This is a genomic window from Streptomyces sp. NPDC046925 (assembly GCF_040644915.1).
GTDB lineage: Bacteria > Actinomycetota > Actinomycetes > Streptomycetales > Streptomycetaceae > Streptomyces.
In genome coordinates this window covers 181,255-202,646 of record NZ_JBEYWZ010000009.1, presented here as the reverse complement: position 1 = coordinate 202,646, position 21,392 = coordinate 181,255, and the positions used below count along the sequence as shown (strand labels likewise).

The following is a 21,392-nucleotide window of genomic DNA, read 5'->3' as shown; positions in this document are numbered from 1 at the left end:
TCGCATTTTCCAGGCAGCTTTTAAGTACGTTCCCTATGCGGTTATTGGAGTGTGCTGGTGTGGCTCAGCTCAACTGCCGCCGCACCAGCTCGTGCAACCGACCGCCCGTGTCCGCGAGGAGCTGGGCCGGTGGTCCCTGTTGGACGACTCGGCCCTCCGACATGACGATGACGCGGTCCGCGTCGAGGACCGTGGAGAGGCGGTGGGCGATGACGACGCGGGTGGCGTTCAGGGCGCGGGTGCTGTCGATGACCGTGCGCTGGGTCTCGTTGTCCAGGGCGCTGGTCGCCTCGTCGAAGAAGAGGACGCGGGGGCGGCGGATCAGGGCCTGGGCGATCATCAGGCGCTGGCGCTGGCCGCCGGAGACCGCGCCGCCGCCGGAGATCATCGTGTGCAGGCCCATCGGCATGCGCTTGATGTCCTCGGCGAGGCCCGCCATCGCGGCGGCCTCCCACGCCTCCTCCTGCGTGAACGTCTCGGCGCCGCAGATGCAGTCCAGGATCGAGCCGGTGAGCGGCTGCGCGTTCTGCAGGACGACGCCGCACTGGCGGCGCACGGCCGCCTGGTCGAGTGCCGAGAGGTCCTGGCCGTCGTAGAGGACGTTGCCGGAGACCGGCTTGTCGAAGCCGATCAGGAGGCGGAGGAGCGTCGACTTGCCGCAGCCGCTGGGGCCGACGACCGCGACGAACTCGCCCGGCCGGATGGACAGGGACACGTCGTCCAGGACCAGGGGGCCGTCGTCCGCGTAGCGGAAGGAGAGACCGCGGGCCTCGATCTCGCCCTGCAATTCGCCCGGCTGGGTGCTCGCGCCCCGTACCTCCGGCTCCTCGTCGAGCACCGGCTTGATCTGCTCGAACATCGGCAGGACCGCGGCGGCAGAGATCAGCGCACCGGTGAGCTGGGTGACGGAGGTCAGGAGCATCGTCACGGCGGTGCTGAAGGTGAGGAACTCCCCCGCCGTGAGGCTGCCGCGGGCCGGGCCCGCGAGGAGGATGAACATGACGAGCGTGCAGAGCGGCAGATAGACGGAGTTGAGGACCGTCGTCACGTTCTTGATGCGGCCCGCGCGCTGCTGGAGCTCCCGGCTGCGCGCGAACTCCCCCGCCCAGGCCGCGTAGGCGAAGCTCTCCGCCCCGGCGACGCGGAGTTTGGGCAGTCCGCGCAGGGTCTGGAATGCCTGGTTGTTGAGCTTGTTGCTCAGTTCGACCAGGCGGCGCTGCCAGCGCAGTTCCCACAGGCCCAGGGTGAGGAACACTGCGGCGATGACGACGAGCATCCCCAGTGCGGCCAGGGCGAGCGGCACGCTGTAGAGCAGCAGCAGGACCAGGTTCATCGCGCCGATCGTGCCCGATTGCAGCGCGACGGGGCCGATGCCCGACAGGACCCGGCGGATCGCGCTGACGCCCATGGCCGCGCTGGCCAGTTCACCGGTGGAGCGCGAGGCGAAGAAGCGTGTGGGCAGCCGCAGCAGCCGGTCCCAGACCGCTGGTTGCAGTGTGCTCTCCATGCGGCCCTCCATGCGGAGGATGGTGAGGTTCTGGAGCAGCATGAACGCCGCGGAGACGATGCTGGTGATCATCACCGCCAGGGACACCTGGACGATGAGGCTCTTCTCGCCGTTCGGGACGAACACGCCGAGCACCTGTCCCGTCGCGATCGGCACGAGCGCGCCGATCGCGACCGTCACCAGACCGGCGATCGCCAGATTGCGTACGTCTGCGCCGGTGCCCCGCAGGCCGAAGAGGAACAGGCGCCACGGCGTCAGTGTCCGCTCCGGCAGCGGGCGGTAGAACATGATGCCCTGCGGTTCGAACTCGTCCGCGTTGCTCTCGTCGATGCGCATGCGCCGCCCGGACGTGGGGTGCACCGACTCGTAGCGTCCGCGCCGCCACAGCAGCGCGACCGGCTGCCCGCTGGCCGCGCGGTGCCCCACCAGCGGTCCTGTGTTCTCGCGCCACCAGCGTCCGTCGAGTCGGACGGCACGGGTGCGGATCCGCGAGGCCACCGCGACCTGTTCCACCGGGTCGATCCGGTCGCTGACCGCACCGCCCTCCGCGGCGCCGGACAGGGTGATCCCGGCTGCCTCGGCGACCAGACGGCAGGCCGCGTACGTCGCGTCGTCCCCGCCCCGTGCGTCGCTGCGGCGTGCGCCGCCCCTGCCGGAGCGGCCGATGGAGGCGATCAGCGTGCGGTCGGCCTGCTCGCGGACCGTCTCGCCCGCCTTGATGCCGGCCGCGGTGCGGTCCTCGTGGGCCCGCTCCAGGCGTTCGATCCAGCGGTCGAGCGTGGCGAGGAGGCGGTACTGCTGGTTGACCATGCGCTGCCACATGGCCGGGTCGACGAGGAGATCACCCGCCGCTTCCGCGCTGTAGGCCGAGCCGTACTGCACGCTGCCCGGCGCGACCGGCATCCACAGGATGTCGTCGTCGGTCACCACATCGTCGGCCATGGTGCGGCCGTCGAGCGGCGCCTCGAAGAGGACCCGGTGGCTGCGTCCGATGCCGAGCGCGAAGGCGTGCTCCAGGAGGCTCAGGGCCTGGTCCCCGGTGTCGTACTGGCTGGGGAACTGCTGCTCGTAGGCCCAGGTGTCGCCGTAGTCGGGGCGGTAGAGCTCGCGCAGCGGGATGCGGCGCAGCTCGCAGCCCTGGAGCGGGCGTCCGACCAGGGTGTGCTGGGGGCCTTCGACGGGGCCGAGGAGCAGGGTGCCCGGTTCGAGTCGGCCCAGGAAGTGCCAGTGGCCCTGCTGGACGGCGTCGACGGCGAACAGGTCGAGCGCGCCGGCCACGACGAGCCAGAGCACCTGCGGGCCTTCGAGGTGCACGCTGCGCAGGCCCGTGCAGTCGGCCGGGGTGCCGAGCGCGCCGAAGGCGGCGGCCACGGCGTCGTCGGTGTACGGGGTGTACTGCTCCGGTACCGAGGTCACCTCAGTGCTCCTTGACCAGGTCGGCGTAGGCTCCGCCGGCGGCGACGAGGTGTTCGTGGCGTCCGCGTTCCACGACCGAGCCGTGGTCGAGGACGACGATCTCGTCGCTGTCGCGCACGGTGCTCAGGCGGTGCGCGATGACGACGCAGGCGCAACCGCGGCGGCGCAGGTTGTCGATGATGACCTGCTCGGTCTCGGCGTCCAGGGCGCTGGTGACTTCGTCGAGCACGAGGATGCTGGGGCGCCGGACCAGGGCCCTGGCGATCTCCAGGCGCTGGCGCTGGCCGCCGGAGAAGTTGCGGCCGTCCTGCTCGACGCGGCCGTGGATGCCGCCGGGCCTGCGGGCCACGACCTCGTAGAGGCAGGCGTCCTTGAGGGCGGCGATGACGGCGTCGTCGGGGATGGAGGGGTCCCACAGGGCGACGTTGTCGCGGATGGTCCCCTCGAAGAGGAAGACGTCCTGGTCGACGAAGGAGACGGAGGCGGCGAGCGCGCCGCGCGGGATGTCTTCCAGGCGCTGTCCGTCGATGCGGATCGTGCCTTCCCAGGGGCTGTAGAGCCCCGAGATCAGCCGGGAGACGGTCGACTTGCCGCTGCCGGAGCCGCCGACGAGCGCGACCTGCTGCCCCGGTCCCACGGACACCGAGAAGCCGGTCAGGAGCGGCTTGTCGAGCGGGCTGTAGCCGAAGGTGATGTCTTCCAGGGTGACGTGCCCCTTGAGGCGCCGGGTGCTCGCCTCCGGTTCGGGACGGGAGTAGAGCGTGTCGACGGGGAAGTTCTCGACGTCCTTGAGGCGTGCGACGTCGGCGCCGAAGTCCTGGATGCGGCCCGCGACGCCGTTGAGCCGGGTGATGGGCGCGGTGAAGCGGGTGACCAGGGCCTGGAACGCGACGAGCAGGCCGATCGACAGATGTCCTTCCACCGCGCGCAGGCCGCCGATCCACAGGATCAGCGCGCTGTTGAGCGTCGCGAGGGTGGGCGCGGCGACGCCGAGCCAGGCGCTGGGCACACCCAGGCGCTGCTGCTGCTCCAGGGTGGTGGCGTGCTGGCCCGCCCACCGCCGGAAGTAGCCGTTCTCGCCGCCGGTGGCCTTCATGGTCTCGATCAACTGCAGGCCGGTGTACGAGGTGTTGGTGAGCTTGGCGCTGTCGGCGCGCAGCTTCTGGGTGCCGGTGGCGCGCAGCCGGATGACGATGCGCATCGCGACGATGTTCAGGAGGGCGATGCCGACGCCGACCATCGTGAGCTGGGGGTCGTACGTCCACAGCAGCGCCGCGTAGAGGAGGACGACGATGCCGTCGACGCCCGCGGCGGTGAGGTCGCGGGCCAGCGTCTCGGCGACCGCGTCGTTGGACGCGAGCCGCTGGACGAGGTCGGCGGGGCTGCGCTGGGCGTAGAAGGTGACGGGAAGGCGCAGCAGATGGCGCAGGAAGCGGGCGCTGCTCAGCGTGGAGGAGATGATGCGCCCGCGCAGCAGGTTCGCCTGTTGCAGCCAGGTCAGGACCACGGTGAGCGCCACCATCGCGCCCATCGACGCGAACAGGGCACCCAGCAAAGAGGTCTGATGGCCGATCAGGAACAGATCGATGTACGTGCGGCTGAGCGCGGGCAGCGCGGCGCCGACCGCGACGAGCAGCAGGCTGGCGAAGAGCGCGGCGAGCATGGTGCCCGTGGTGCCGCGCAGGCGTGCGGGCAGCGCCCGCATGACGCCGGGCCTGCGCCCTCCGCGGCGGAAGTTCTCGCCCGGCTCCAGGACCAGGACGACACCGGTGAAGCTGGTGTCGAAGTCCTCCGAGGGCACGAAGCGGCGGCCCTTGTCCGGGTCGTTGATGTGCACGCCCTTGCGGCCCAGGCGGCGCCCCGTGCCGTCGTAGACGACGTAGTGGTTGAACTCCCAGAAGAGGATCGCGGGTGCCTTCACCTCGGCGAGGGCGGCCGGTTCCATCTGCATGCCCTTGGCCGTGAGGCCGTAACTGCGCGCCGCCTTCAGGAGGTTGCTGGCCCGCGAGCCGTCGCGGGAGACGCCGCACGCGATGCGCAGCTCCTCCAGCGGGACGTGCCGTCCGTAGTGGGCGAGGACCATCGCGAGGGCAGCGGCGCCGCACTCCACGGCTTCCATCTGCAGGACGGTGGGCGTACGGACGGATCGCTGCGGCTTGCCCTTGGACGCGGGGCGCGGCGCGTTGCGGCGGCGGCCGCGCTGGGGCTCGGGGCGGTGCCTGCGACGGCCGCCGGGGGGCGGCAGCTGCTGCTGGTGCTCCGGGGAGGGGTGCGGTGCGGTCACGGAAGCAGCCAATCGATCGGGCGCTGCTCGGCGAGGTGGAAGGCGCCGGTGGCCGGGGTCATGGAGTCGAGCGCGAAGGGCGGGCCGCCGGCCGTGGACCACTTGTAGCCGGACTTGGTGCCGGCGGAGTTCTCCAACCGGACCAGGACGGCCACGGGCGGCCCTTCCTTGGTGAACTGCCCGGCCAGTTCCTTGTCGCCGAGGAACCCGCTGATCTTCTGTTCGCTCTGGGCGGCGCGTCCGATCGCCTTCACGCGGCCGCGCAGTGTGCCGTACTCCTCCGTGGGCACGGACTGGACCGTGAGGTCCACCGAGGCGCCGACGGGCACGGTGGCCGCGCTGTCCGCGGGGACGTAGAGCATCGCGAGGAGCGGGTCGTCGCTGCCCGAGACACGCTCGACGGTCGCGACGTCGGCGCCGGTGGTGACGACGGTGCCGATCCTGGCGACCAGCGTGCTCACCCGCCCGGCGGCGATGGAACGTACGACCTTGTCGCCTTGGTCCGTACGGACCTTGAGCACGGGTGCGCCCGCGGCGACGCGCTTTCCCTCTTCGGCAAGGACGCGGGTCACCTGTCCGGTGACGGGGCTCTGCAGGACGTAACTGCCCTGGCCGTGGGTGAGGATGCCGGGCGCCTTGAGTGTGGAGGAGATCGAACCGGTCACGGCCCAGACGCTCGCGGCGGCCATGACGACGACGGTGACGGCGAGGACGAGCAGGCCCTGGGGTCGGGCGTAGCGCACCGGAAGGTCGAGTTCCTCGGGCGACTGCAGCTTGGACAGGGCCTGTTGGCGGAACTGCACGGAACGCTTCCCTTACTTTGCCTGTGGCGACTGTGCCTGTGGCGACTTTGCCTGCGGCGTCCGTGAGCCCCGGAACCAATGGTTCCGGGGCTCACGAATCATGGCGTCTCAGTGAGCTGGATGCTCAGAGACCGGCGGTCAGGCCGCCGGCGAGGCCGGTGACGGCGCCGGTGTTGAGGCCGGTGACACCCTCGACGGTGCCCACGACGCCGCCGACGACGCCCGAGACCGGGGCGATGGAGTCAACGGTGTCCGTGACGTTGCCCGCGACACCGGCGACGAGGCCACCGGAGACGTTGTCGAGGTCGGCGTCGGAAATCTCGAGGGTCTCGACCTGGGGGGTGTAGTTCATGGTGTGAGCTGCCCTTCTCATGAATGGTGCAAAGGTGTTTCCAACACTGCGGAACCTGAGGTGCGAATTCCGCGGTGGCCAGGATCAAAGCACGTTCGCACGTCGCACATCCAATCGACGGAGCGGCGCCCCGCAGCACTTGCGACGACGAATCACCGCTGCGTGCAGGCATGTTCACCGCTCAGGGGCGACTCCTTCACAAGATTCACAGACGGAAATCCCGTGAGCGGAAGGACTCCTTCCAACAAAGCGGACACACGCGCATCAAAACGCGAGTTCTGTGGTCAATACACAAGAGCGCTGCGTGCAGCGGACGCCGAATAGCGTGACTGGGCTGCGCATTCGATGTGCAGGTTTATTGAAGGCGTGCTGAATCGTCGCCGAAGGGGACAGGGCGATCGCCCTCCGCGACCACACCGTCGGTGGAGGCACCGGAGGCGATCCCGTGGCCGGGCTCCGGCACCGACTCCGGGGCGAGCAGGACCGAGCGGCGGCCGTCGACGCCGACCGGCACGTCACCGTCGATGGTGACGCGGCGCAGGGTGCGCTCGTGGTCGTCGGAGTCGTCCACTCCGTAGTGCTGTGTGGCACGGTTGTCCCAGATGGCGACGTCGCCCGCGCGCCACTGCCAGCGGACCGTGTTCTCCGGACGCTCCACGTGCGACTGGAGTACGCCGATCAGGGCGCGGGAGTCGGCGCCCGTGAACCCGCTGAGCTTCTGCAGGAAGTTGCCCAGGATCAGGGTGCGTTCACCGGTCTCGGGGTGGACGCGGACCACGGGGTGCTCGGTCTGGAACTTGACCGCGGTGAAGACCTCGCGGTGCTGTTCGAGCGCCGCGGACGAGGCGCCGGGACGGGTGGCGGCGTAGTCGTAGTCGTTGGTGTGCACGCCGCGCACACTGTCGGCGAGGATCCGCAGCGGCTCGGGCAGGTCCTTGTACGCGGCCGCGGTGTTGGACCACAGGGTGTTGCCGCCGTACGGCGGGATGACCTCGGCGCGGAGGATGGAGAACGCCGGGTAGGCGGGCACGAAGGTGACGTCGGTGTGCCACTGGTTGGCGCGGCCGCCGCGTTCGTTGTCGATGCCGAGGGCGTAACGGCCGTCCACGGACGGCACGGTGGGGTGGGCGACGGGGGTGCCGAGCAGGCGGGCGAAGGCCTCGTGGCTCTCCGCGTCGAGGTGCTGCTGGTCGCGGAAGAAGACGACCTTGTGCGCGAGCAGCGCGGCGCGCACGGCAGCCACGGTCGCCTCGTCCAGGTCGCCGCCGAGGCGGACGCCGGACAGGACGGCACCGATACGGCCGCCTACTTTCTGGACGGTGAGGGCGGGGGGCGTCGGGGCGGAGGCGGGTGCGGGTGCGGGTGCGGTGGTCATGAGGGGGTCCCTTCGGTTGCGCGCGCCGCGGCGCAGCGCGCAGGGCATCGCCGTCCGGCCGGGGCCGGGCCCGGGAGGACGCGAAGACGTGGAGCGGGAACGGGAAAAGATCAACGGCCCGAGCGGCAGCCGCAGGAGCAGATGGAGATGGAGATAGAGATGAAGGCGGCGGTCAGGCCACGCGCAGACGACACGCCGCGGAAGCGAGGCGGCCCAGGTCTACGTGGAGCCGCGGGACGAGAAAGGTCATCGCGGTCATGTCCAGGAGCATGGTCGCCCGCCGAAAGCGTGGCAATACCTTCCCCGCCCGCTTCACGACCCTGCAATGAGCCCGGCGCCGGGCAACTGCTCGACGGCTGATCGGCGGCTGCTCGACCCGGCGCGACTGGCTGAGATCCGCATCGCCCGACCGGCGGGCCCACGGGTCGACCCCCGGCGACATCACCCCATGACCAGGGGCGATACGTTCCGTTCCGGGCGGTGCAGCATAATGCGGCCATGCGGATCTCAGCCAGGGCGGACTACGCGGTACGTGCCGCGCTGCAACTCGCCGCGTGCCAGGACGACGGGCCGCTGAAGGCCGAGGCCATCGCGGACGCCCAGGAGATCCCGCACAAGTTCCTCGAAGGCATCCTCAACGACATGCGGCGCGGCGGCCTCGTCCTCAGCCAGCGCGGCGGCAACGGCGGCTACCGTCTGGCCCGGCCCGCCGCCGGGATCAGCATCGCGGACGTCATCCGCGTCGTGGAGGGCCCCCTGGTGTCGGTACGCGGAGTGCGTCCGCCGGAGCTGGCCTACAGCGGGCCCGCGGAATCACTCCTTCCGCTCTGGATCGCGCTGCGGGCCAACGTCCGCCAGATCCTCGAGGGCGTGTCCCTGGCCGACGTCGCGTGCGCCGAACTGCCGCACCCCGTCACGGAACTCGCCGCCGACCCCGCGGCCTGGACGAACCCCTAGGTCCCTTCGGCCGCCGCCCACCCCCGCGCGATCAACCCCGGTTGCGCGGGTGATTGCGGGCGGTGCGTTCGTTGCCGTGTTTGTACGCGCCCGTCCAGCGGGCCATCACCAGCTGGGCATCGCCCGACTCCACCTCGGCGAGGAACTTCTCGGCCCGCGCGCCGCGCAGCGTCCCGGCCGCGCGGCCGTGATGGGTGATGGTCACGCTGCCGTCGGGGCGCTGCTCGTAGGTGAATCCAGAAGGTCTCGGCATGGTCGGATGCTAGGCATCAAGGCCGTGGTTCCGGAACCGAATTTCGGTGCGGCGCCTGGCCGGTCGGCGCAGAAGACCCTCGTTCGGCCACCCTTTGGGATCCCCTACCGAATCCCATACGGCGAGACACGCCCGTCCGCCCCTTGAACACCCACTTGTCGCGCCGGGAGTTCGTGACCAGTATTCCTATCAATCAGGTAGGGAAACTAGGAATCTGTGAGGCGTCCCGTGACAACGCTGTCCTCTTCCGCCTCGCCGCGCGTCGTCCGGGAACTCGCCGACGACCTCGCGGTCGACGCGGACCTGCGCGACCGGGCGGGCAAGCCCCCGTTCGACGAGGTCTCGCGGCTGCGCGAGGCCGGATTGCCCGCGCTCCTGACCCCGTGCCCGCAGGACGGACCCGACGCCCCGCAGGACGGATCCGACGCGGCGGACGCGAGTGGCAGCGACTGGCGCACGGCCTGTACGGCGGTCAGGGACATCGCGGCGGCGGACAGTTCCATCGCCGAACTCCTGGCGCACCACCACGCCCTGTCGTGGAGCCCGCGCCTCTTCGCCGCGCCGAAGAGCGCCGCCGCACTCGAACTGCGCGCCGTGCACGAGCAGTGGCTCTGGGGCGGCGACATCGAACTGCCGGACGCCCAGACGGGCACCGATCTGGCGCTCACCCCGACCGCCGACGGCTATGTCCTGCACGGCCGCCGCCCCCTGACCGCGGGCGTCGCCGTCGCGGACCGGCTCGTGCACCTGGCGCGGCGCACGGACAACGGGGAATGGGTGGCCGTCCACGTGAACCCGGCCCACCCCGGCGTCTCCACCGAACCCGCGCACGACCTGCTGGGCCAGCGCCTCAGCGGTGCGGGCGCCGTCAGCTACGACGACGTACCGATCGCCGCCCATCAGGTGCTCGGCGCGGTCCCCGTCGACGAGCACGAGATCTCGCCGTTCACCGCACTGGCCCCGCTGACCCGCCGCCTCCTGCTGGTCCACGTCGGCCTGGGCAACGCGGAGGGCGCCCTGTCCGAGGCCCGCGACATCAGCCGCGCTCTGCCGCGCCCCGCCCTTGTGGGGGCTCTCGACACCGGCGCGGACTGCGGGCCGCCGCCCACGGACCCCTATCTGCTGCTCGCCTACGGGGAGTTGGCGACGGCGGCGCACACGGCCGCGGCAGTGGTCGAGCGTGCCACGGAGGCGTTGGCCCATGGGCTGGAGACGGGGCCCGCGCTCGGCGCCGACGAGCGGGCCGAGATCGCGTTCCTCGTGGGCGCGGCCGAAGCGGTCACCGCCAAGGCCGCCCTGCACATCACCACCCGCATCCTCGAACTCACCGCCGACACGCCATCGCCCTCCCCTTCGGCCGACCCCGGCCTCGACAGGTTCTGGCGCAACGCCCGCGCCCTGACGGCCCACAGCTCCGCCGAGCACCGCCTGCGCGACATCGGGGAGCACTACCTCAACGGCCTGCACTAGGACCCTGGCCGTCCGTCCGCCCTCCACCCTGGCCAGTACGATCTTCGGATACCGGGACCCCGGACAGCTCAGCAGCCCGTGGCCGCCCCGTTCCGCACCCGCAAGGCCGAGAGGGGCCCCGTTGAACACCGGCAGCTACTACGAGCCCATCGACGAGCGGCGCTACAAGCCCACGCCCCACGCCGGCGGCGCCTGGGACACGGACGAGATGCACTTCAGCCCGCTCGGCGGTCTCATCGTGCACGCCATCGACCGCTACCTGGCCGACCGGCCGGACAACGGTCTCGTCATGGCCCGGATCAGCTTCGACATCCTCGGGCGCCTCGCTCTGGACGAGTGCGAGATCCGCGTGGAGAGCATCCGGCCCGGCCGCACCATCGAACTGCTCGAAGCCGTCGTGCTCATGGCCGACCGTCCGGTGGTAAGGGCCAGGGCCTGGCTCCTCGCCTCCCATGACACCGGCGCGGTCGAGGGCGGCGGCGCGGACAAGCTCACCGCGCCCGAGGAGCTCGCGCCCTGGCACATGGCCTCCGTCTGGCCGGGCGGATACATCGCCTCCGTGGACGTCCGCCCGCTGGCTCCCCCGCAGCCGGGCCGCACGACGGCCTGGATCTCCACCCCTCTCGACCTCGTCGCCGGGCAGAGCGCGAGCCCCCTGGCGTCCTTCGTCGCGCTCGTCGACACCGCCAACGGAATCGCCGTACGCCAGTCCCCCACCGAGTGGATGTTCCCCAACGTCGACCTGACCGTGCACCTGCACCGGCAGCCCGAGGGCCGGTGGACCGGGCTCGACACCACGGTGACGTTCGGCCCCACCGGACAGGGCATCACCAGCACGGTCCTGCACGACGTCAACGGCCCGGTCGGACACGCCCAGCAGATCCTCACGGTCCGGCCCCTGTAGAGCGCCCGCCCGTAAGCGCGTCCGCAGATCGACCCATTCGCCGCGCATGTCGTGTCCACGACATCGTCACAGAGTCGATGCACAACGTTCATACAGTGATGCGCCCACCCGTGCCACTCTCCCGTTGACCCACTTGTCAACTCGCGTAGAACGCGGGTCCTTTCGCAAGGATCCGCAGTGCGCGGGAAATCCGGGAGAGGACACCCCCACATGCCCGTCCCTCACATACGTCGCTGGAAACCGCTGGCCCTGACGGCCGCAGCGGTCCTCGTCGGGATCACCGTCCCGGCCGCCGCCGATGCCGCGACCACGGACCCCACTCCGTCCGCGGCGACCGCCGGCGCCTATGACGACACGTACTACAAGGACGCGCTCGGCAAGACCGGTCCGGAGCTGAAGAGCGCCCTGCACACGATAATCAGCGACCAGACCAAGCTGTCGTACGACCAGGTCTGGGACGCGCTCAAGGTCACCGACCAGGACCCGGACAACAGCAGCAACGTGATCCTGCTGTACACCGGCCGCTCGCAGAGCAAGGACAGCAACGGCGGCGACCCGGACCAGTGGAACCGCGAGCACACATGGGCCAAGTCCCACGGCGACTTCGGCACCTCGACCGGTCCCGGCACCGACATCCACCACCTGCGCCCGACGGACGTCTCGGTCAACAGCACCCGCGGCAACAAGGACTTCGACAACGGCGGCAGCGAGGTCGGCGAGGCGCCGGGCAACTACACCGACTCCGATTCCTTCGAGCCGCGTGACGCCGTCAAGGGCGACGTGGCCCGCATGATCCTCTACATGGCCGTGCGCTACGACGGCGACGACGGCTTCGCCGACCTCGAACCCAACGACAAGGTCGACAACGGCAGCGCCCCCGCCATCGGCCGCCTCTCCGTGCTGAAGCAGTGGAGCGACGAGGACCCGCCGGACGCGTTCGAGAAGAACCGCAACGACGTCATCTACGACAAGTTCCAGCACAACCGCAACCCGTTCGTCGACCACCCCGAGTGGGTCGGGGAGATCTGGTAGATCACGGCCATCGGTTGTGGCAGCGACGGCCTCCGGTCCGCTGCCACAACCCCGGGCTGACGCCGGGTCAGGACACCACGTCGCCCAGCGGCTTGCCCTCCAGGTGGCCTGCGACGTTCTGGATCGCGGCGAGGCCGATGCGTACCAGCGTCTCGCGGGTGACACCCGCGACATGCGGGGAGAGCACCACGTTCGGCGCCTTGAGCAGACGCAGGGCCGCGGTGGGCGGCTCGGGATCGAAGACGTCGATGCCCGCACCGGCCAGCGTGCCGGCTGTCAGCGCGTCGGCGAGGGCGTCCTGGTCGATGAGCGCGCCCCGCGAGGTGTTGACGACGAAGGCCGTCGGCTTCAGGAGGGCCAGCCGTTCGGCGTCCAGGAGGTGGCGGGTGTCCTGCGTGAGGGGCGCGTGCAGGGACACGTAATCGGACGTACGCAGCAGCTCTTCGAGTGGGACGTGGCGCGCGCCGCCCAGGCGGGCCTCCGTCTCCGCAGTCACCGGCCGCGGACCGGCGTACACGACGGTCATGTCGAACACGACCGCGCGGCGGGCGACTTCCTCGCCGATGTGTCCGAGGCCGATGATGCCGAGCGTCTTGCCGGACAGTTCCGTGATGGACTGCTGGAGACGGGGCAGCGCCCAGTCCGCCTCGGTGAGAGCGGTGTGCGCCGGGATCAGCTGCTTGGCGAGGGCCAGCATGAGAGCGAAGGTCTGCTCGGCGACGTTCTGCTTCTCGGCGCCGCTGGAGCCGATCGAGCAGACCTGGATGCCGCGTGCGCGGGCCGCGTCCAGGTCGACGTAGTCGAAGCCGTGGCTCGCGCACTGGACGACTTCCAGGTCCGGCGCGGCGGCGATGTGCTCGGCGGTGACGGGCGCGAGGCCGGTGACGATGACGTGCGCCGCGCGCAGGGCCGCGGGGTCCTCGTCGGCCGACTCGACGACGGTGACGTGCGCCGAGCCGGGAAGCAGCCCGGCGAGGGCACCTCCCGCCGCGCGGCCGCCCACGTGGGGCGAGACGATGGCGAGGACGTTCTTCACGGCGGTCATGCGGACTCCTCGATCAGGTCGTCGGGGGTGAGGCCGGCGGGTCCGGCGTGGCCGGACAGGGCCAGGGTGAGGTCGAGTTCGGCGAGCAGACAGCGGATCACGTGGTCGACGCCCGCCTGGCCGTCGAGGCCGAGGCCGTAGGCGTAGGGCCGCCCCACGAGGACGGCCTCGGCGCCGAGCGCGAGCGCCTTGAAGATGTCGTCACCGGTGCGGATGCCGCTGTCGAACAGGACGCTGAGCCGGTCGCCGACCGCCTCCACCACGCGGGGCAGGGCGTCGGCCGCGGCGACGGAGCCCGCGACCTGGCGCCCTCCGTGGTTGGAGACCACCACGCCGTCCATGCCCGCGTCGGCGGCGCGGCGCGCGTCGTCCGGGTGCAGGATGCCCTTGAGCACGATCGGGCCGTCCCAGTTCTCGCGCAGGAACGCCAGGTCCGGCCAGGTCTTCGCGGGGTCGGCGAACATGCCGACGAAGTGCATCACCGCCGCGTTCGGGTCCTCGTGCACCGGCTTGGCGAGACCGGCCCGGAACGCCGGGTCGCTGAAGTAGTTGGCGGTGCCCACCCCGTGCAGGAACGGCAGATAGGCCTGGTCGAGGTCGCGCGGGCGCCAGGCGAGGAGCGGGGTGTCGAGGGTGACGACGAGGGCGGTGAAGCCGGAGGCCTTGGCCCGGTCGAGGAAGCTCTTGGTGACGTCGCGGTCCTTGGCCCAGTACAGCTGGAACCAGCGCTGCCCGTCCCCCATCTCCTCGGCGACCTGCTCCATGGGGGTGCTGGAGGCCGAGGACAGGATGTACGGGACGCCGCGGGCAGCCGCCGCGCGGGCTGCGGCGGACTCGCCTTCCGGGTGCATGATCGACAGGACGCCGACGGGGGCCAGGGCGAGCGGCGCGGGCAGCCGGTGGCCGAGCACCTCCACGGACAGATCGCGTTCGTGTACGTCGCGCAGCATGCGCGGCACGATCCGGCGCCGCTCCAGTGCCTCGCGGTTGGCGCGGGCGGTGCTGCCGTTGCCCGCGCTTCCCGCGACATAGCCGACCGGGCCCGGGCCCAGCCGCTGCTCGGTCAGCTCCTCGAGGCGGGTCAGGTCGGTGGGCAGGCGGGGTACGGCGCCAGTCATGCCGTTGAGGTAGATCTCGTACTGGAAGTCCGCCCAGTTCGGCGTCGTCGTCATATGGAGGATCCCGTCCGGTGGCCGTGAGACTGCGTGCGACAGCGGGAGAGCACTGTCTACCCGACGATCCTTGCCACAGTGACAAGCCCCGTCCATGGTCGTACGCACTCTTTTCCGATGGGACTATCACCCTGTGACAAACAAGCGGGAGCACGTCCGGCAGGAACTCCTGGCCGACCCCCGTCTCGTCGAGGCGATCGTCGACGCGGTGCACGAACAGGTTCCGGCCTATACGGCGCTCGACGGCAGCAGGTTCCCCGAGGTGCGGGCCATCGCCGCCTGGGCGACGGACCGCCTCCTTGACCACTGGGCCACGGACGGCTCGATCGGCCCTGCCGATCTGCGGCGCTTCCGCGGGATCGCGGCGGCGCGGGCGGCGGACGGCCGCCCCCTTCAGGCCGTCCTGCGCGCCTACCGGGTCGCGGCCGCCGTCCTGGCGGACGAGGTCGCCGCCCGTGCGCCGCGGCTGTCCGCCGAGGACGCCTTTGCCCTCGCACAGCTCCTGCTGACCGCCATGGACACCATCTCCGAGGAGATGACGACGGCGTACGCGGCCACCAGCGAGCGTCTCTCGGGCGACCGCGACCGATCGCTCCAGCTGCTCCTGGACGACCTGATCGCGGGCCGGCACGCCTCGCTGGGCGCGCTCGGCGCGCGGGCCGCACGGCTGGGCGTGCAACTCCCCGAGCGCTACAGCCTCCTGGTGGCCGAGCCGGCGGACGCCACCGCCCTGGACGGCGCCGCGTCCGACATCTCCCTCACCACGTCGACGGCGCTGCTCTCGGCGCTCGGCGGGGGCGGGGCGCGGGGCACGTCCCTGGCGACGACGCACGGCTCGCGTGCCGTGCTGCTCGTACCGGCCGTGTCCGTCGACTCCGTGCCGGAGATCCTGCGCCGCCATGCCTGGCGCGGCTGCGTGATCTCGGGCGAGAGCCTGGACCGTGTGGCGGTCGCCCACCGGCTTGCGGCGGGCGCCCTGGACACCGCTCCCCCGCACGCCCACCACCCCGACCGGGTCCTCACCGACGCCGACGCACATGTCCTCGCGCTGCTCGCGGGCCACCCCGTGGTGAGCCCCGACCAGATCGGCCGCATCGTGCTCGGCCCCCTCGTCGACGACGCCCGGCGCCACCTCCTGGAAGCCCTCACCGCGTACATCGACACCGGTTCCGCCAATGCCGCGGCCCGCGAACTGCACCTCCACCCCCAGTCCGTGCGCTACCGCCTGCGCCGGGTCCGCGCCCTCACGTCCCGCGACCCCCAGGACCCCTGGCAGCGCCTCACCCTGGACATCGCCCGCACGATCGCGCTCGGCGGCCGGAGCGGATGAGGCCCTACCGGGGGCCGGAGCGCCAAGGCGCTAGGCGGTCGCCGCCTGCCGCGTGGCCTCCGCGAGTTCCGCGCGCAGGGCGGCGAACCGAGGGGTGCCTCGCAGGGCGGCCACGTCGGTCGTCGCCTCGCGCGGCAGCGGGACCGCCACCTCGCCGATCACACGCCCCGGCCCCGCCGCCATCACCAGGACCCGGGAGCCCAGCAGGACGGCCTCCTCCGCGGAGTGCGTGACGAACAGAACGGTGGTGCCCGTGACGGCGGCCAGGGTCCTGACCTCTTCCTGGAGGCGTTCGCGGGTGAGCGCGTCCAGCGCGGCGAAGGGTTCGTCCATGAGGAGGACCTGCGGTTCGGCGGCAAGCGCCCGGGCTATGGCCACGCGCTGCTGCTGTCCGCCGGACAGCTCCCAGGTGCGGCGCCCCGCCATGCCGGGCAGCCCCACCAGGGCGAGCAACTCCGCGACACGGGCGGCCCGTTCGGCCCGTACGACACCGTGCCGGGCCAGCGCGAAGGAGAGGTTGCCGCCCACCGTGCGCCAGGGGAAGAGGCGGGGCTGCTGGAAGACGACACCCACCTTCCGGCGCACCTCCACCGTGCCGGTGGCAGGATTCTCGAAGCCCGCCACCAGACGCAGGAGCGTGGTCTTGCCGCACCCGGACGGGCCGACCAGGACCACGAACTCGCCGGGCTCCACGGTCAGGGACACGTCCGACACCGCCGTCACCCTGGCCTTGGCCGGACCGTAACGGACGCTCACGCCCGCCACCTCGATGTCGGCGCCAGTCAGTTCACCGTCGGGAGCCGCCTCGGCCGTCTCAGCGTCCTTGGCCGTCTCAGCCCTCTCAGTCCTCTCAGTCCTCTCAGTCCGCGACACGGGACAGCTCCTTCACCGCGAGGTCCTTCTCGAACGCCGACCGGGCGGGCACCGCGTCGATGGCCTTCTGCGCCTTGAGGAAGCCGGCCGCGTCGTGCAGGCTCCCGGCCAGCTTGCCGGGGGCGCCGGGCTTGCCGAGATAGTCGGCACCCCGCTGCTGCTCCGCGGTGAGCAGCACCAGTTGGGCGAGCTGCTTCTTCGCGTCGGCGGGGCTCAGGTTCAGTTCGGCGCCGATGGCGGTGGCCGCCTTGTCCGGGTCGCTCTTGGCGAGCTTGACGGCCTGGTCCTCCGCCGTGAGCCAAGCGTCCACGATCTTGGGGTGCTTGGCCGCGAAGTCCTCGGTCACCACGCCGAGGTCGGCGGTCGGCTTGCCCTGCTCGGCGATCTCACGGCTGGTGACAAGGACCTTCCCGTCCTTCTTCAACTCGGTGAGCGAGGGCGTCCACACATACGCGGCGTCGATGTCTCCGCGCTGCCACGCGGAGAACGCGTCCTGCGGCTGCAGGTCGACGAGGCGCACGTCGGACGGCTTGAGGCCGGCCGACTCAAGCGCCGCGAGGAGCGAGTAGTGGGAGGTGGACCCGAAGGGCGTGGCGATCTTCTTGCCCTTGAGTGCCTTGACGGACCCGATGCCCTTCTTGGCGACGAGCGCCTCGTTCTCGCCGATCAGATCGTGGATCCACAGCACCTTGTACGGGATGTCCAGCGGCTCGGAGAGTCCCTTCGTGACGGGGCTGGAGCCGGCCAGTGCGAAGTCCACCGACCCGGCGATCACCGCCGTGTTGACGTCGGCGCCCGAGTCGAACTTCACCCACTTCACGTCGGCGTCCGGAAGCGCCTTCTCCAGCAGCCGGTGGTTCTTCACCACCAGGTCGGCGTTGGGTATCGACTGGTAGGCGATGCGCACCGGGGTCTTTCCGCCCCCGGTGGCGGCGTCGGCACCGTCACCGCAGGCCGTCGCGGTGAGGGCGACCAGGGCGGTCGCGGCGGCGGGCAGGGCGATGCGGCGGAGGCGAGAGGGCACGGCGGTTCCTTCGTAGGGAGACGGGGGGAAGCAAGGGGGCGGGTGTCAGACGCGGCCGCGCCACGGCACGGCGAGCCGCTCCACGCCCTTGAACAGGGCGTCGAGGACGATCCCGGAGATACCGATGGCGATGATCCCGGCGATGACGACGTCGGTCTGGTTGTAGCGCTGGGCGTCGCGGATCATGCCGCCGATGCCGGGCACGCCGTTGACCGTCTCCGCGGCGACGACCGAGGTGTAGGCGATGCCGACCGCGATCCGCACGCCGGTGAGGATCTCCGGCAGGGCGGCGGGCAGCCTTACGGAGAGCAGCAGGGCGACGGGCCCGGCGCCCAGTGCCCGCGCGGCCTCCACCAGATCGCCGGGCACCCCGCGGACGGCCGCGGCGGTCGCGGCGGCGATGGGCGGCAGCGCGGCGATGACGAGCAGCCAGATCTTCGGGGTCTCGTCGATGCCGAACCAGATGACGAGCAGGGAGAGATACGCGAGCGGCGGCAGCGTCCTGAGGAAGGTGACCGCCGGTTCCAGGACCACGGCGAGCGGTTTGACCACGCCGATGAGCAGGCCGAGCGGGATACCGGCGAGGGCCGCGTACGCGGTGCCGATGCCGATGCGGCGCAGGGAGACGCCCAGGTGCTCCAGGAGGAGGTGGCCGCTGAAGCCGCGCACGCCGTCGTGGACGGTCGACGCCTGGACGAACGCGTGCCACACGTCGCCCGGCGACGGGACCAGGACGCGCGGCCAGACCCCTGCCGCGACCACCGCCTGCCAGGCCGCGACGAGGACGGCGAGGGCCAGGAGCCGCAGGGCCGTCCAGCGCAGGGCGGCGGCGGTGACCCAGGTGTGCCGGGCGCGATGCGGTTCCGCCGCGGGCAGGGGCGCGGTGAGTGTCCCGGTGTTCTTGAGGAGGGTCATGCCGCCGCCTCCGTGAGAGCCCTGAGGCGGGGAGCGACTTCTTCGCCGATCCGGTAGGCCTCTTCGAGGTGCGGATAGCCGGACAGGACGAACTCGTCGATGCCGAGTTGCCGGTACTCGTGGAGCCGCGCGGCGACCTCGTCGTGCGAGCCGACCAGGGCGGTGCCCGCGCCTTCGCGTACGAGGCCGATGCCCGCCCAGAGATTGGGCGCGACGGTGAGGTGGTCGGCCGAGCCGCCGTGGAGGGCGGTCATCCGGGCCTGGCCGGTGGAGTCCATGCGGGCGAAACGCTCCTGGGAGGCGCGGACCGCGTCGGGGTCGAGCCCGGCGAGGATGCGGTCGGCCTCCGCCCATGCCTCGGCGGCGGTGTCGCGGGTGATGACGTGCAGCCGCAGGCCGAAGCGCGGGGTGCGACCAAGGCGTGCGGCCTTGTCCCGCACCCTGGTGATGCGTTCCGCGAGCGCGGCCGGGGGCTCGCCCCACAGGAGCTGCACCTCGGCGTGGCGTGCCGCGACGTCCTCCGCGTCCGCTGACGCGCCGCCGAAGTAGAGGGGTACGTGCGCAGCCGTGGCGGGTTTGTCGAGACGGGCGCCCTCCACCCGTACGTGGCGCCCGTCGAGGTCGACCGGTTTCCCGTCGAGCAACTCAGCTACGACCTGCATGAGTTCACCGGTCCTGACGTACCGTTCGCTCTTGGGCAGGTGGTCGCCGTACGCCCGCTGTTCGGCCGGGTCCCCGCCGGTGACCACGTTCAGGGCGATGCGATCGCCGAACAGGCGGCGGAAGGTGTCCGCCTGCTGGGCGACGAGCGTCGGCCGGGCCAGACCCGCACGGAAGGCCACGAGGAAGCCGATCCGTTCGGTGACGGCGGCGAGGGCCGGGGTCAGCACCCAGGGGTCCACGCAGCCGAGCCCCACGGGGGTGAGGAGCTTGGAGAATCCCGACTGCTCGGCGGCGCGCGCGACTTGGGCGAGATAGCCGAGGTCGGCGCCGCGTCGGGTGGCGGTGGCGGTACGGCCCTGGACGGCGGTGACGCCGCCGGGGTCGCGGCCGTCGCCGCCGGTGGGCAGGAACCAGTGCAGCACGGGGGCGGCAGGGGAGGACATGCTGGGGCACCTCGGAGGGGAGCGGACACGGGCGGCCCCGCCCCTCGTGCCGGGCACGGGGGCATGGCCGGATACCCCGGGAGTCCAGGGATGTGTCCGGAAGGAAGAGATCAGGAGCGGCGACGGCCGACGGCCACCCGGAGGGCGTCGTCAGCGGCGGGAGATGTCGTCAGCGGGGGCTCAGGCTCGGTGGAGCACTCAGCAACAGGCCGCGCGACAACAGGAGATGGCCCGACACAGCATCCCCGAGACACGCAGAAGGTCCACGTGGCGGCGGGATACGAGGGCGGGGTTCATGCGTGCATCCTGACCGGGACGCAGTGCCACCGACAAGCGGGTTCCGCCATGTGGACAGCAAGGTCTCGCATCCCGGCATGTCTGTCCGGCCTGCGCGTCGCTGGTGTCCGCCGGGCGTGGGGGCGCCCGGCGGACGGTCCTGTCACCTGCGGCGCCGCCACTCCTGTGCGAGCAGTTCGTAGGAGCGCACCCGCTCGGCGTGGCCGTGGGTGATGGTGGTGATGAGCAACTCGTCGGCCCCGGTGGCCTCTTGGAGCTGTTCCAGGAGGTCCGCCACGCGTCCGGGGGAGCCGGTGAACTGGGTTTCGGTGCGGTCGTCCACCAAGGCGCGGTCCGCGTCGGTCCAGACATGCGCGCGTGCCTGGGCCGGCGTGGGGTACTGGATGGCGCCCTCGGCCGTACGGATGCTGCGGACCCAGGGTCCGTAGCCCGCGGCGAGTTCACGGGCGGTCTCGTCGTCCTCGGCGACCACGACGTCCGCGGAAACGCTGACGTAGGGCTTGTCGAGCACGTCGGAGGGCTTGAACGCGGCACGGTAGCCGTCCACGGCTTCGAGCACCGTGCCCGGACTGACGTGGTAGTTCGCGGCGAAGGGCAGGCCGCCCCGGCCCGCGACGTCCGCGCTCTGGCCGCCGCTGCTGCCCAGGATCCACACCTGGATGTCGGCGCCCTCGCCGGGGACGACATGTGCCTCGATGCCGTCCGCCGATCGGTACGTGCCCGCCAGGAGCGCCAGGATGTCGTCGACCTGCTCCCCGTAATCCTGCGACGTGGCGTTCGGCTGCTGGAGCAGCTTGCGCTGGAGGGCGACGCGGGGCGATCCGAGCAGATGCTCGTAGGAGAACCGGGGCGGGATGCGCAGGCCGTTGGGAGCGCGGCCGTCGACGACCGGCGTCGCGGGGGGCGGCGCGGCGGCGGGTGTGGCGGGGGGCTTGCCGCCGGAGCGGCCGAGGCCCAGGTCCAGGCGTCCGGGATGCAGCGCGTCGATCAGGCCGAACTCCTCGACCGTGGCGAGGGCGGTGCGGTGACCGAGCTGTACGGCACCTGCACCGAGCCGGATCGTCGAGGTCGCGGCGGCGGTCAAAGCGAGGACGACCGCGGGGGACGTACCGGCCACGCCGGGGTTGAGGTGGTGTTCGGCGAACCAGTAGCGGGCGTAACCGAATTGCTCGGTCTGCCGGGCCAGGTCGACGGAGTTGTGCAGCGCCTCGGCCGCGGTGGAGCCGGACGAGATCGGGACCAGGTCGAGGACGCCGAGAGGGATGGCAGGCATGTGG

The 21,392-nt window shown here is 71.5% G+C and carries 18 protein-coding genes; 5 read left to right on the top strand and 13 right to left on the bottom strand.

Annotated features, from left to right (window positions below; all coding sequences use genetic code 11):
• Window positions 1-64: 64 nt before the first annotated feature.
• The 5 genes from ABZ906_RS31255 to ABZ906_RS31235 all read right to left on the bottom strand — a co-directional run bounded on the left by ABZ906_RS31255 (window position 65) and on the right by ABZ906_RS31235 (window position 7,737).
• Window positions 65-2,923, bottom strand: a complete 2,859-nt coding sequence (locus tag ABZ906_RS31255) for an NHLP bacteriocin export ABC transporter permease/ATPase subunit (protein ID WP_361388421.1) — start codon at window positions 2,921-2,923, stop codon at window positions 65-67.
• A 1-nt stretch (window position 2,924) separates the two neighbouring features.
• Complete coding sequence (locus tag ABZ906_RS31250) at window positions 2,925-5,207, bottom strand: NHLP family bacteriocin export ABC transporter peptidase/permease/ATPase subunit (RefSeq protein WP_361388418.1); 2,283 nt, start codon at window positions 5,205-5,207, stop codon at window positions 2,925-2,927.
• Window positions 5,204-6,010, bottom strand: a complete 807-nt coding sequence (locus tag ABZ906_RS31245) for an HlyD family efflux transporter periplasmic adaptor subunit (RefSeq protein ID WP_361184628.1) — start codon at window positions 6,008-6,010, stop codon at window positions 5,204-5,206. The genes ABZ906_RS31250 and ABZ906_RS31245 overlap by 4 nt, the downstream gene beginning before the upstream one ends.
• A 124-nt stretch (window positions 6,011-6,134) precedes the next feature.
• Complete coding sequence (locus tag ABZ906_RS31240) at window positions 6,135-6,362, bottom strand: type A2 lantipeptide (RefSeq protein ID WP_361040187.1); 228 nt, start codon at window positions 6,360-6,362, stop codon at window positions 6,135-6,137.
• 355 nt (window positions 6,363-6,717) lie between these two features.
• On the bottom strand, window positions 6,718-7,737 hold the full coding sequence (locus ABZ906_RS31235) for a TauD/TfdA family dioxygenase (protein ID WP_361388415.1): 1,020 nt from the start codon (window positions 7,735-7,737) through the stop codon (window positions 6,718-6,720).
• Window positions 7,738-8,235: 498 nt separating this feature from the next.
• On the opposite strand from ABZ906_RS31235, the gene ABZ906_RS31230 reads away from it, so the two are divergent.
• Window positions 8,236-8,694 (top strand): Rrf2 family transcriptional regulator, encoded by a 459-nt coding sequence (locus ABZ906_RS31230; protein WP_361184632.1) that lies wholly within the window; start codon window positions 8,236-8,238, stop codon window positions 8,692-8,694.
• Window positions 8,695-8,725: 31 nt separating this feature from the next.
• Here the strand turns inward: ABZ906_RS31230 and ABZ906_RS31225 are convergent, their stop codons facing one another.
• Entirely contained in the window at window positions 8,726-8,947 is a 222-nt protein-coding gene (locus ABZ906_RS31225) for a hypothetical protein (protein ID WP_361184635.1), read from the bottom strand.
• Between the two features lie 228 nt (window positions 8,948-9,175).
• Here ABZ906_RS31225 and ABZ906_RS31220 point away from each other — a divergent pair, with 228 nt between their 5' ends.
• The 3 genes from ABZ906_RS31220 to ABZ906_RS31210 all read left to right on the top strand — a co-directional run bounded on the left by ABZ906_RS31220 (window position 9,176) and on the right by ABZ906_RS31210 (window position 12,353).
• A complete protein-coding gene (locus ABZ906_RS31220; protein WP_361388412.1) occupies window positions 9,176-10,417 on the top strand; it encodes an acyl-CoA dehydrogenase in 1,242 nt (413 codons plus the stop codon).
• A 121-nt stretch (window positions 10,418-10,538) separates the two neighbouring features.
• Window positions 10,539-11,321, top strand: a complete 783-nt coding sequence (locus tag ABZ906_RS31215; RefSeq protein ID WP_361388409.1) for a thioesterase family protein — start codon at window positions 10,539-10,541, stop codon at window positions 11,319-11,321.
• Between the two features lie 210 nt (window positions 11,322-11,531).
• The gene (locus tag ABZ906_RS31210) at window positions 11,532-12,353 is read left to right on the top strand and encodes an endonuclease (RefSeq protein ID WP_361388406.1); all 822 of its coding nucleotides are present in this window, start codon (window positions 11,532-11,534) and stop codon (window positions 12,351-12,353) included.
• A 67-nt stretch (window positions 12,354-12,420) separates the two neighbouring features.
• On the opposite strand, the gene ABZ906_RS31205 is transcribed toward ABZ906_RS31210, so the two are convergent.
• On the bottom strand, window positions 12,421-13,398 hold the full coding sequence (locus ABZ906_RS31205; protein ID WP_361388403.1) for an NAD(P)-dependent oxidoreductase: 978 nt from the start codon (window positions 13,396-13,398) through the stop codon (window positions 12,421-12,423).
• On the bottom strand, window positions 13,395-14,570 hold the full coding sequence (locus ABZ906_RS31200; protein ID WP_361388400.1) for a lactate 2-monooxygenase: 1,176 nt from the start codon (window positions 14,568-14,570) through the stop codon (window positions 13,395-13,397). The genes ABZ906_RS31205 and ABZ906_RS31200 overlap by 4 nt, the downstream gene beginning before the upstream one ends.
• Window positions 14,571-14,703: 133 nt before the next feature.
• Here ABZ906_RS31200 and ABZ906_RS31195 point away from each other — a divergent pair, with 133 nt between their 5' ends.
• Window positions 14,704-15,900: a helix-turn-helix domain-containing protein gene (locus ABZ906_RS31195; RefSeq protein ID WP_361388398.1), complete on the top strand. Its 1,197-nt coding sequence runs from the start codon at window positions 14,704-14,706 to the stop codon at window positions 15,898-15,900.
• 30 nt (window positions 15,901-15,930) lie between these two features.
• Here ABZ906_RS31195 and ABZ906_RS31190 read toward each other — a convergent pair whose 3' ends face one another.
• The 5 genes from ABZ906_RS31190 to ABZ906_RS31170 form a co-directional block, all read right to left on the bottom strand.
• Window positions 15,931-16,665, bottom strand: coding sequence for an ABC transporter ATP-binding protein (locus ABZ906_RS31190; RefSeq protein ID WP_361388780.1), 735 nt, complete (start codon window positions 16,663-16,665; stop codon window positions 15,931-15,933).
• 94 nt (window positions 16,666-16,759) lie between these two features.
• Window positions 16,760-17,797, bottom strand: a complete 1,038-nt coding sequence (locus ABZ906_RS31185; protein ID WP_361388395.1) for an ABC transporter substrate-binding protein — start codon at window positions 17,795-17,797, stop codon at window positions 16,760-16,762.
• Window positions 17,798-17,842: 45 nt separating this feature from the next.
• Window positions 17,843-18,712, bottom strand: a complete 870-nt coding sequence (locus tag ABZ906_RS31180; RefSeq protein WP_361388392.1) for an ABC transporter permease — start codon at window positions 18,710-18,712, stop codon at window positions 17,843-17,845.
• Window positions 18,709-19,818, bottom strand: a complete 1,110-nt coding sequence (locus ABZ906_RS31175) for an LLM class flavin-dependent oxidoreductase (protein WP_361388389.1) — start codon at window positions 19,816-19,818, stop codon at window positions 18,709-18,711. The genes ABZ906_RS31180 and ABZ906_RS31175 overlap by 4 nt, the downstream gene beginning before the upstream one ends.
• A 439-nt stretch (window positions 19,819-20,257) precedes the next feature.
• Window positions 20,258-21,388: an LLM class flavin-dependent oxidoreductase gene (locus tag ABZ906_RS31170; RefSeq protein ID WP_361388386.1), complete on the bottom strand. Its 1,131-nt coding sequence runs from the start codon at window positions 21,386-21,388 to the stop codon at window positions 20,258-20,260.
• Between the last annotated feature and the right edge of the window lie 4 nt (window positions 21,389-21,392).

Bases quoted from the DNA above. Each gene is read 5' to 3' on its own strand.
- ABZ906_RS31240 (WP_361040187.1), bottom strand. From the start codon at position 6,362: ATGAACTACACCCCCCAGGTCGAGACCCTCGAGATTTCCGACGCCGAC.
- ABZ906_RS31235 (WP_361388415.1), bottom strand. From the start codon at position 7,737: ATGACCACCGCACCCGCACCCGCACCCGCCTCCGCCCCGACGCCCCCC.
- ABZ906_RS31230 (WP_361184632.1), top strand. From the start codon at position 8,236: ATGCGGATCTCAGCCAGGGCGGACTACGCGGTACGTGCCGCGCTGCAA.
- ABZ906_RS31225 (WP_361184635.1), bottom strand. From the start codon at position 8,947: ATGCCGAGACCTTCTGGATTCACCTACGAGCAGCGCCCCGACGGCAGC.
- ABZ906_RS31210 (WP_361388406.1), top strand. From the start codon at position 11,532: ATGCCCGTCCCTCACATACGTCGCTGGAAACCGCTGGCCCTGACGGCC.
- ABZ906_RS31205 (WP_361388403.1), bottom strand. From the start codon at position 13,398: ATGACCGCCGTGAAGAACGTCCTCGCCATCGTCTCGCCCCACGTGGGC.
- ABZ906_RS31200 (WP_361388400.1), bottom strand. From the start codon at position 14,570: ATGACGACGACGCCGAACTGGGCGGACTTCCAGTACGAGATCTACCTC.
- ABZ906_RS31180 (WP_361388392.1), bottom strand. From the start codon at position 18,712: ATGACCCTCCTCAAGAACACCGGGACACTCACCGCGCCCCTGCCCGCG.
- ABZ906_RS31175 (WP_361388389.1), bottom strand. From the start codon at position 19,818: ATGTCCTCCCCTGCCGCCCCCGTGCTGCACTGGTTCCTGCCCACCGGC.
- ABZ906_RS31170 (WP_361388386.1), bottom strand. From the start codon at position 21,388: ATGCCTGCCATCCCTCTCGGCGTCCTCGACCTGGTCCCGATCTCGTCC.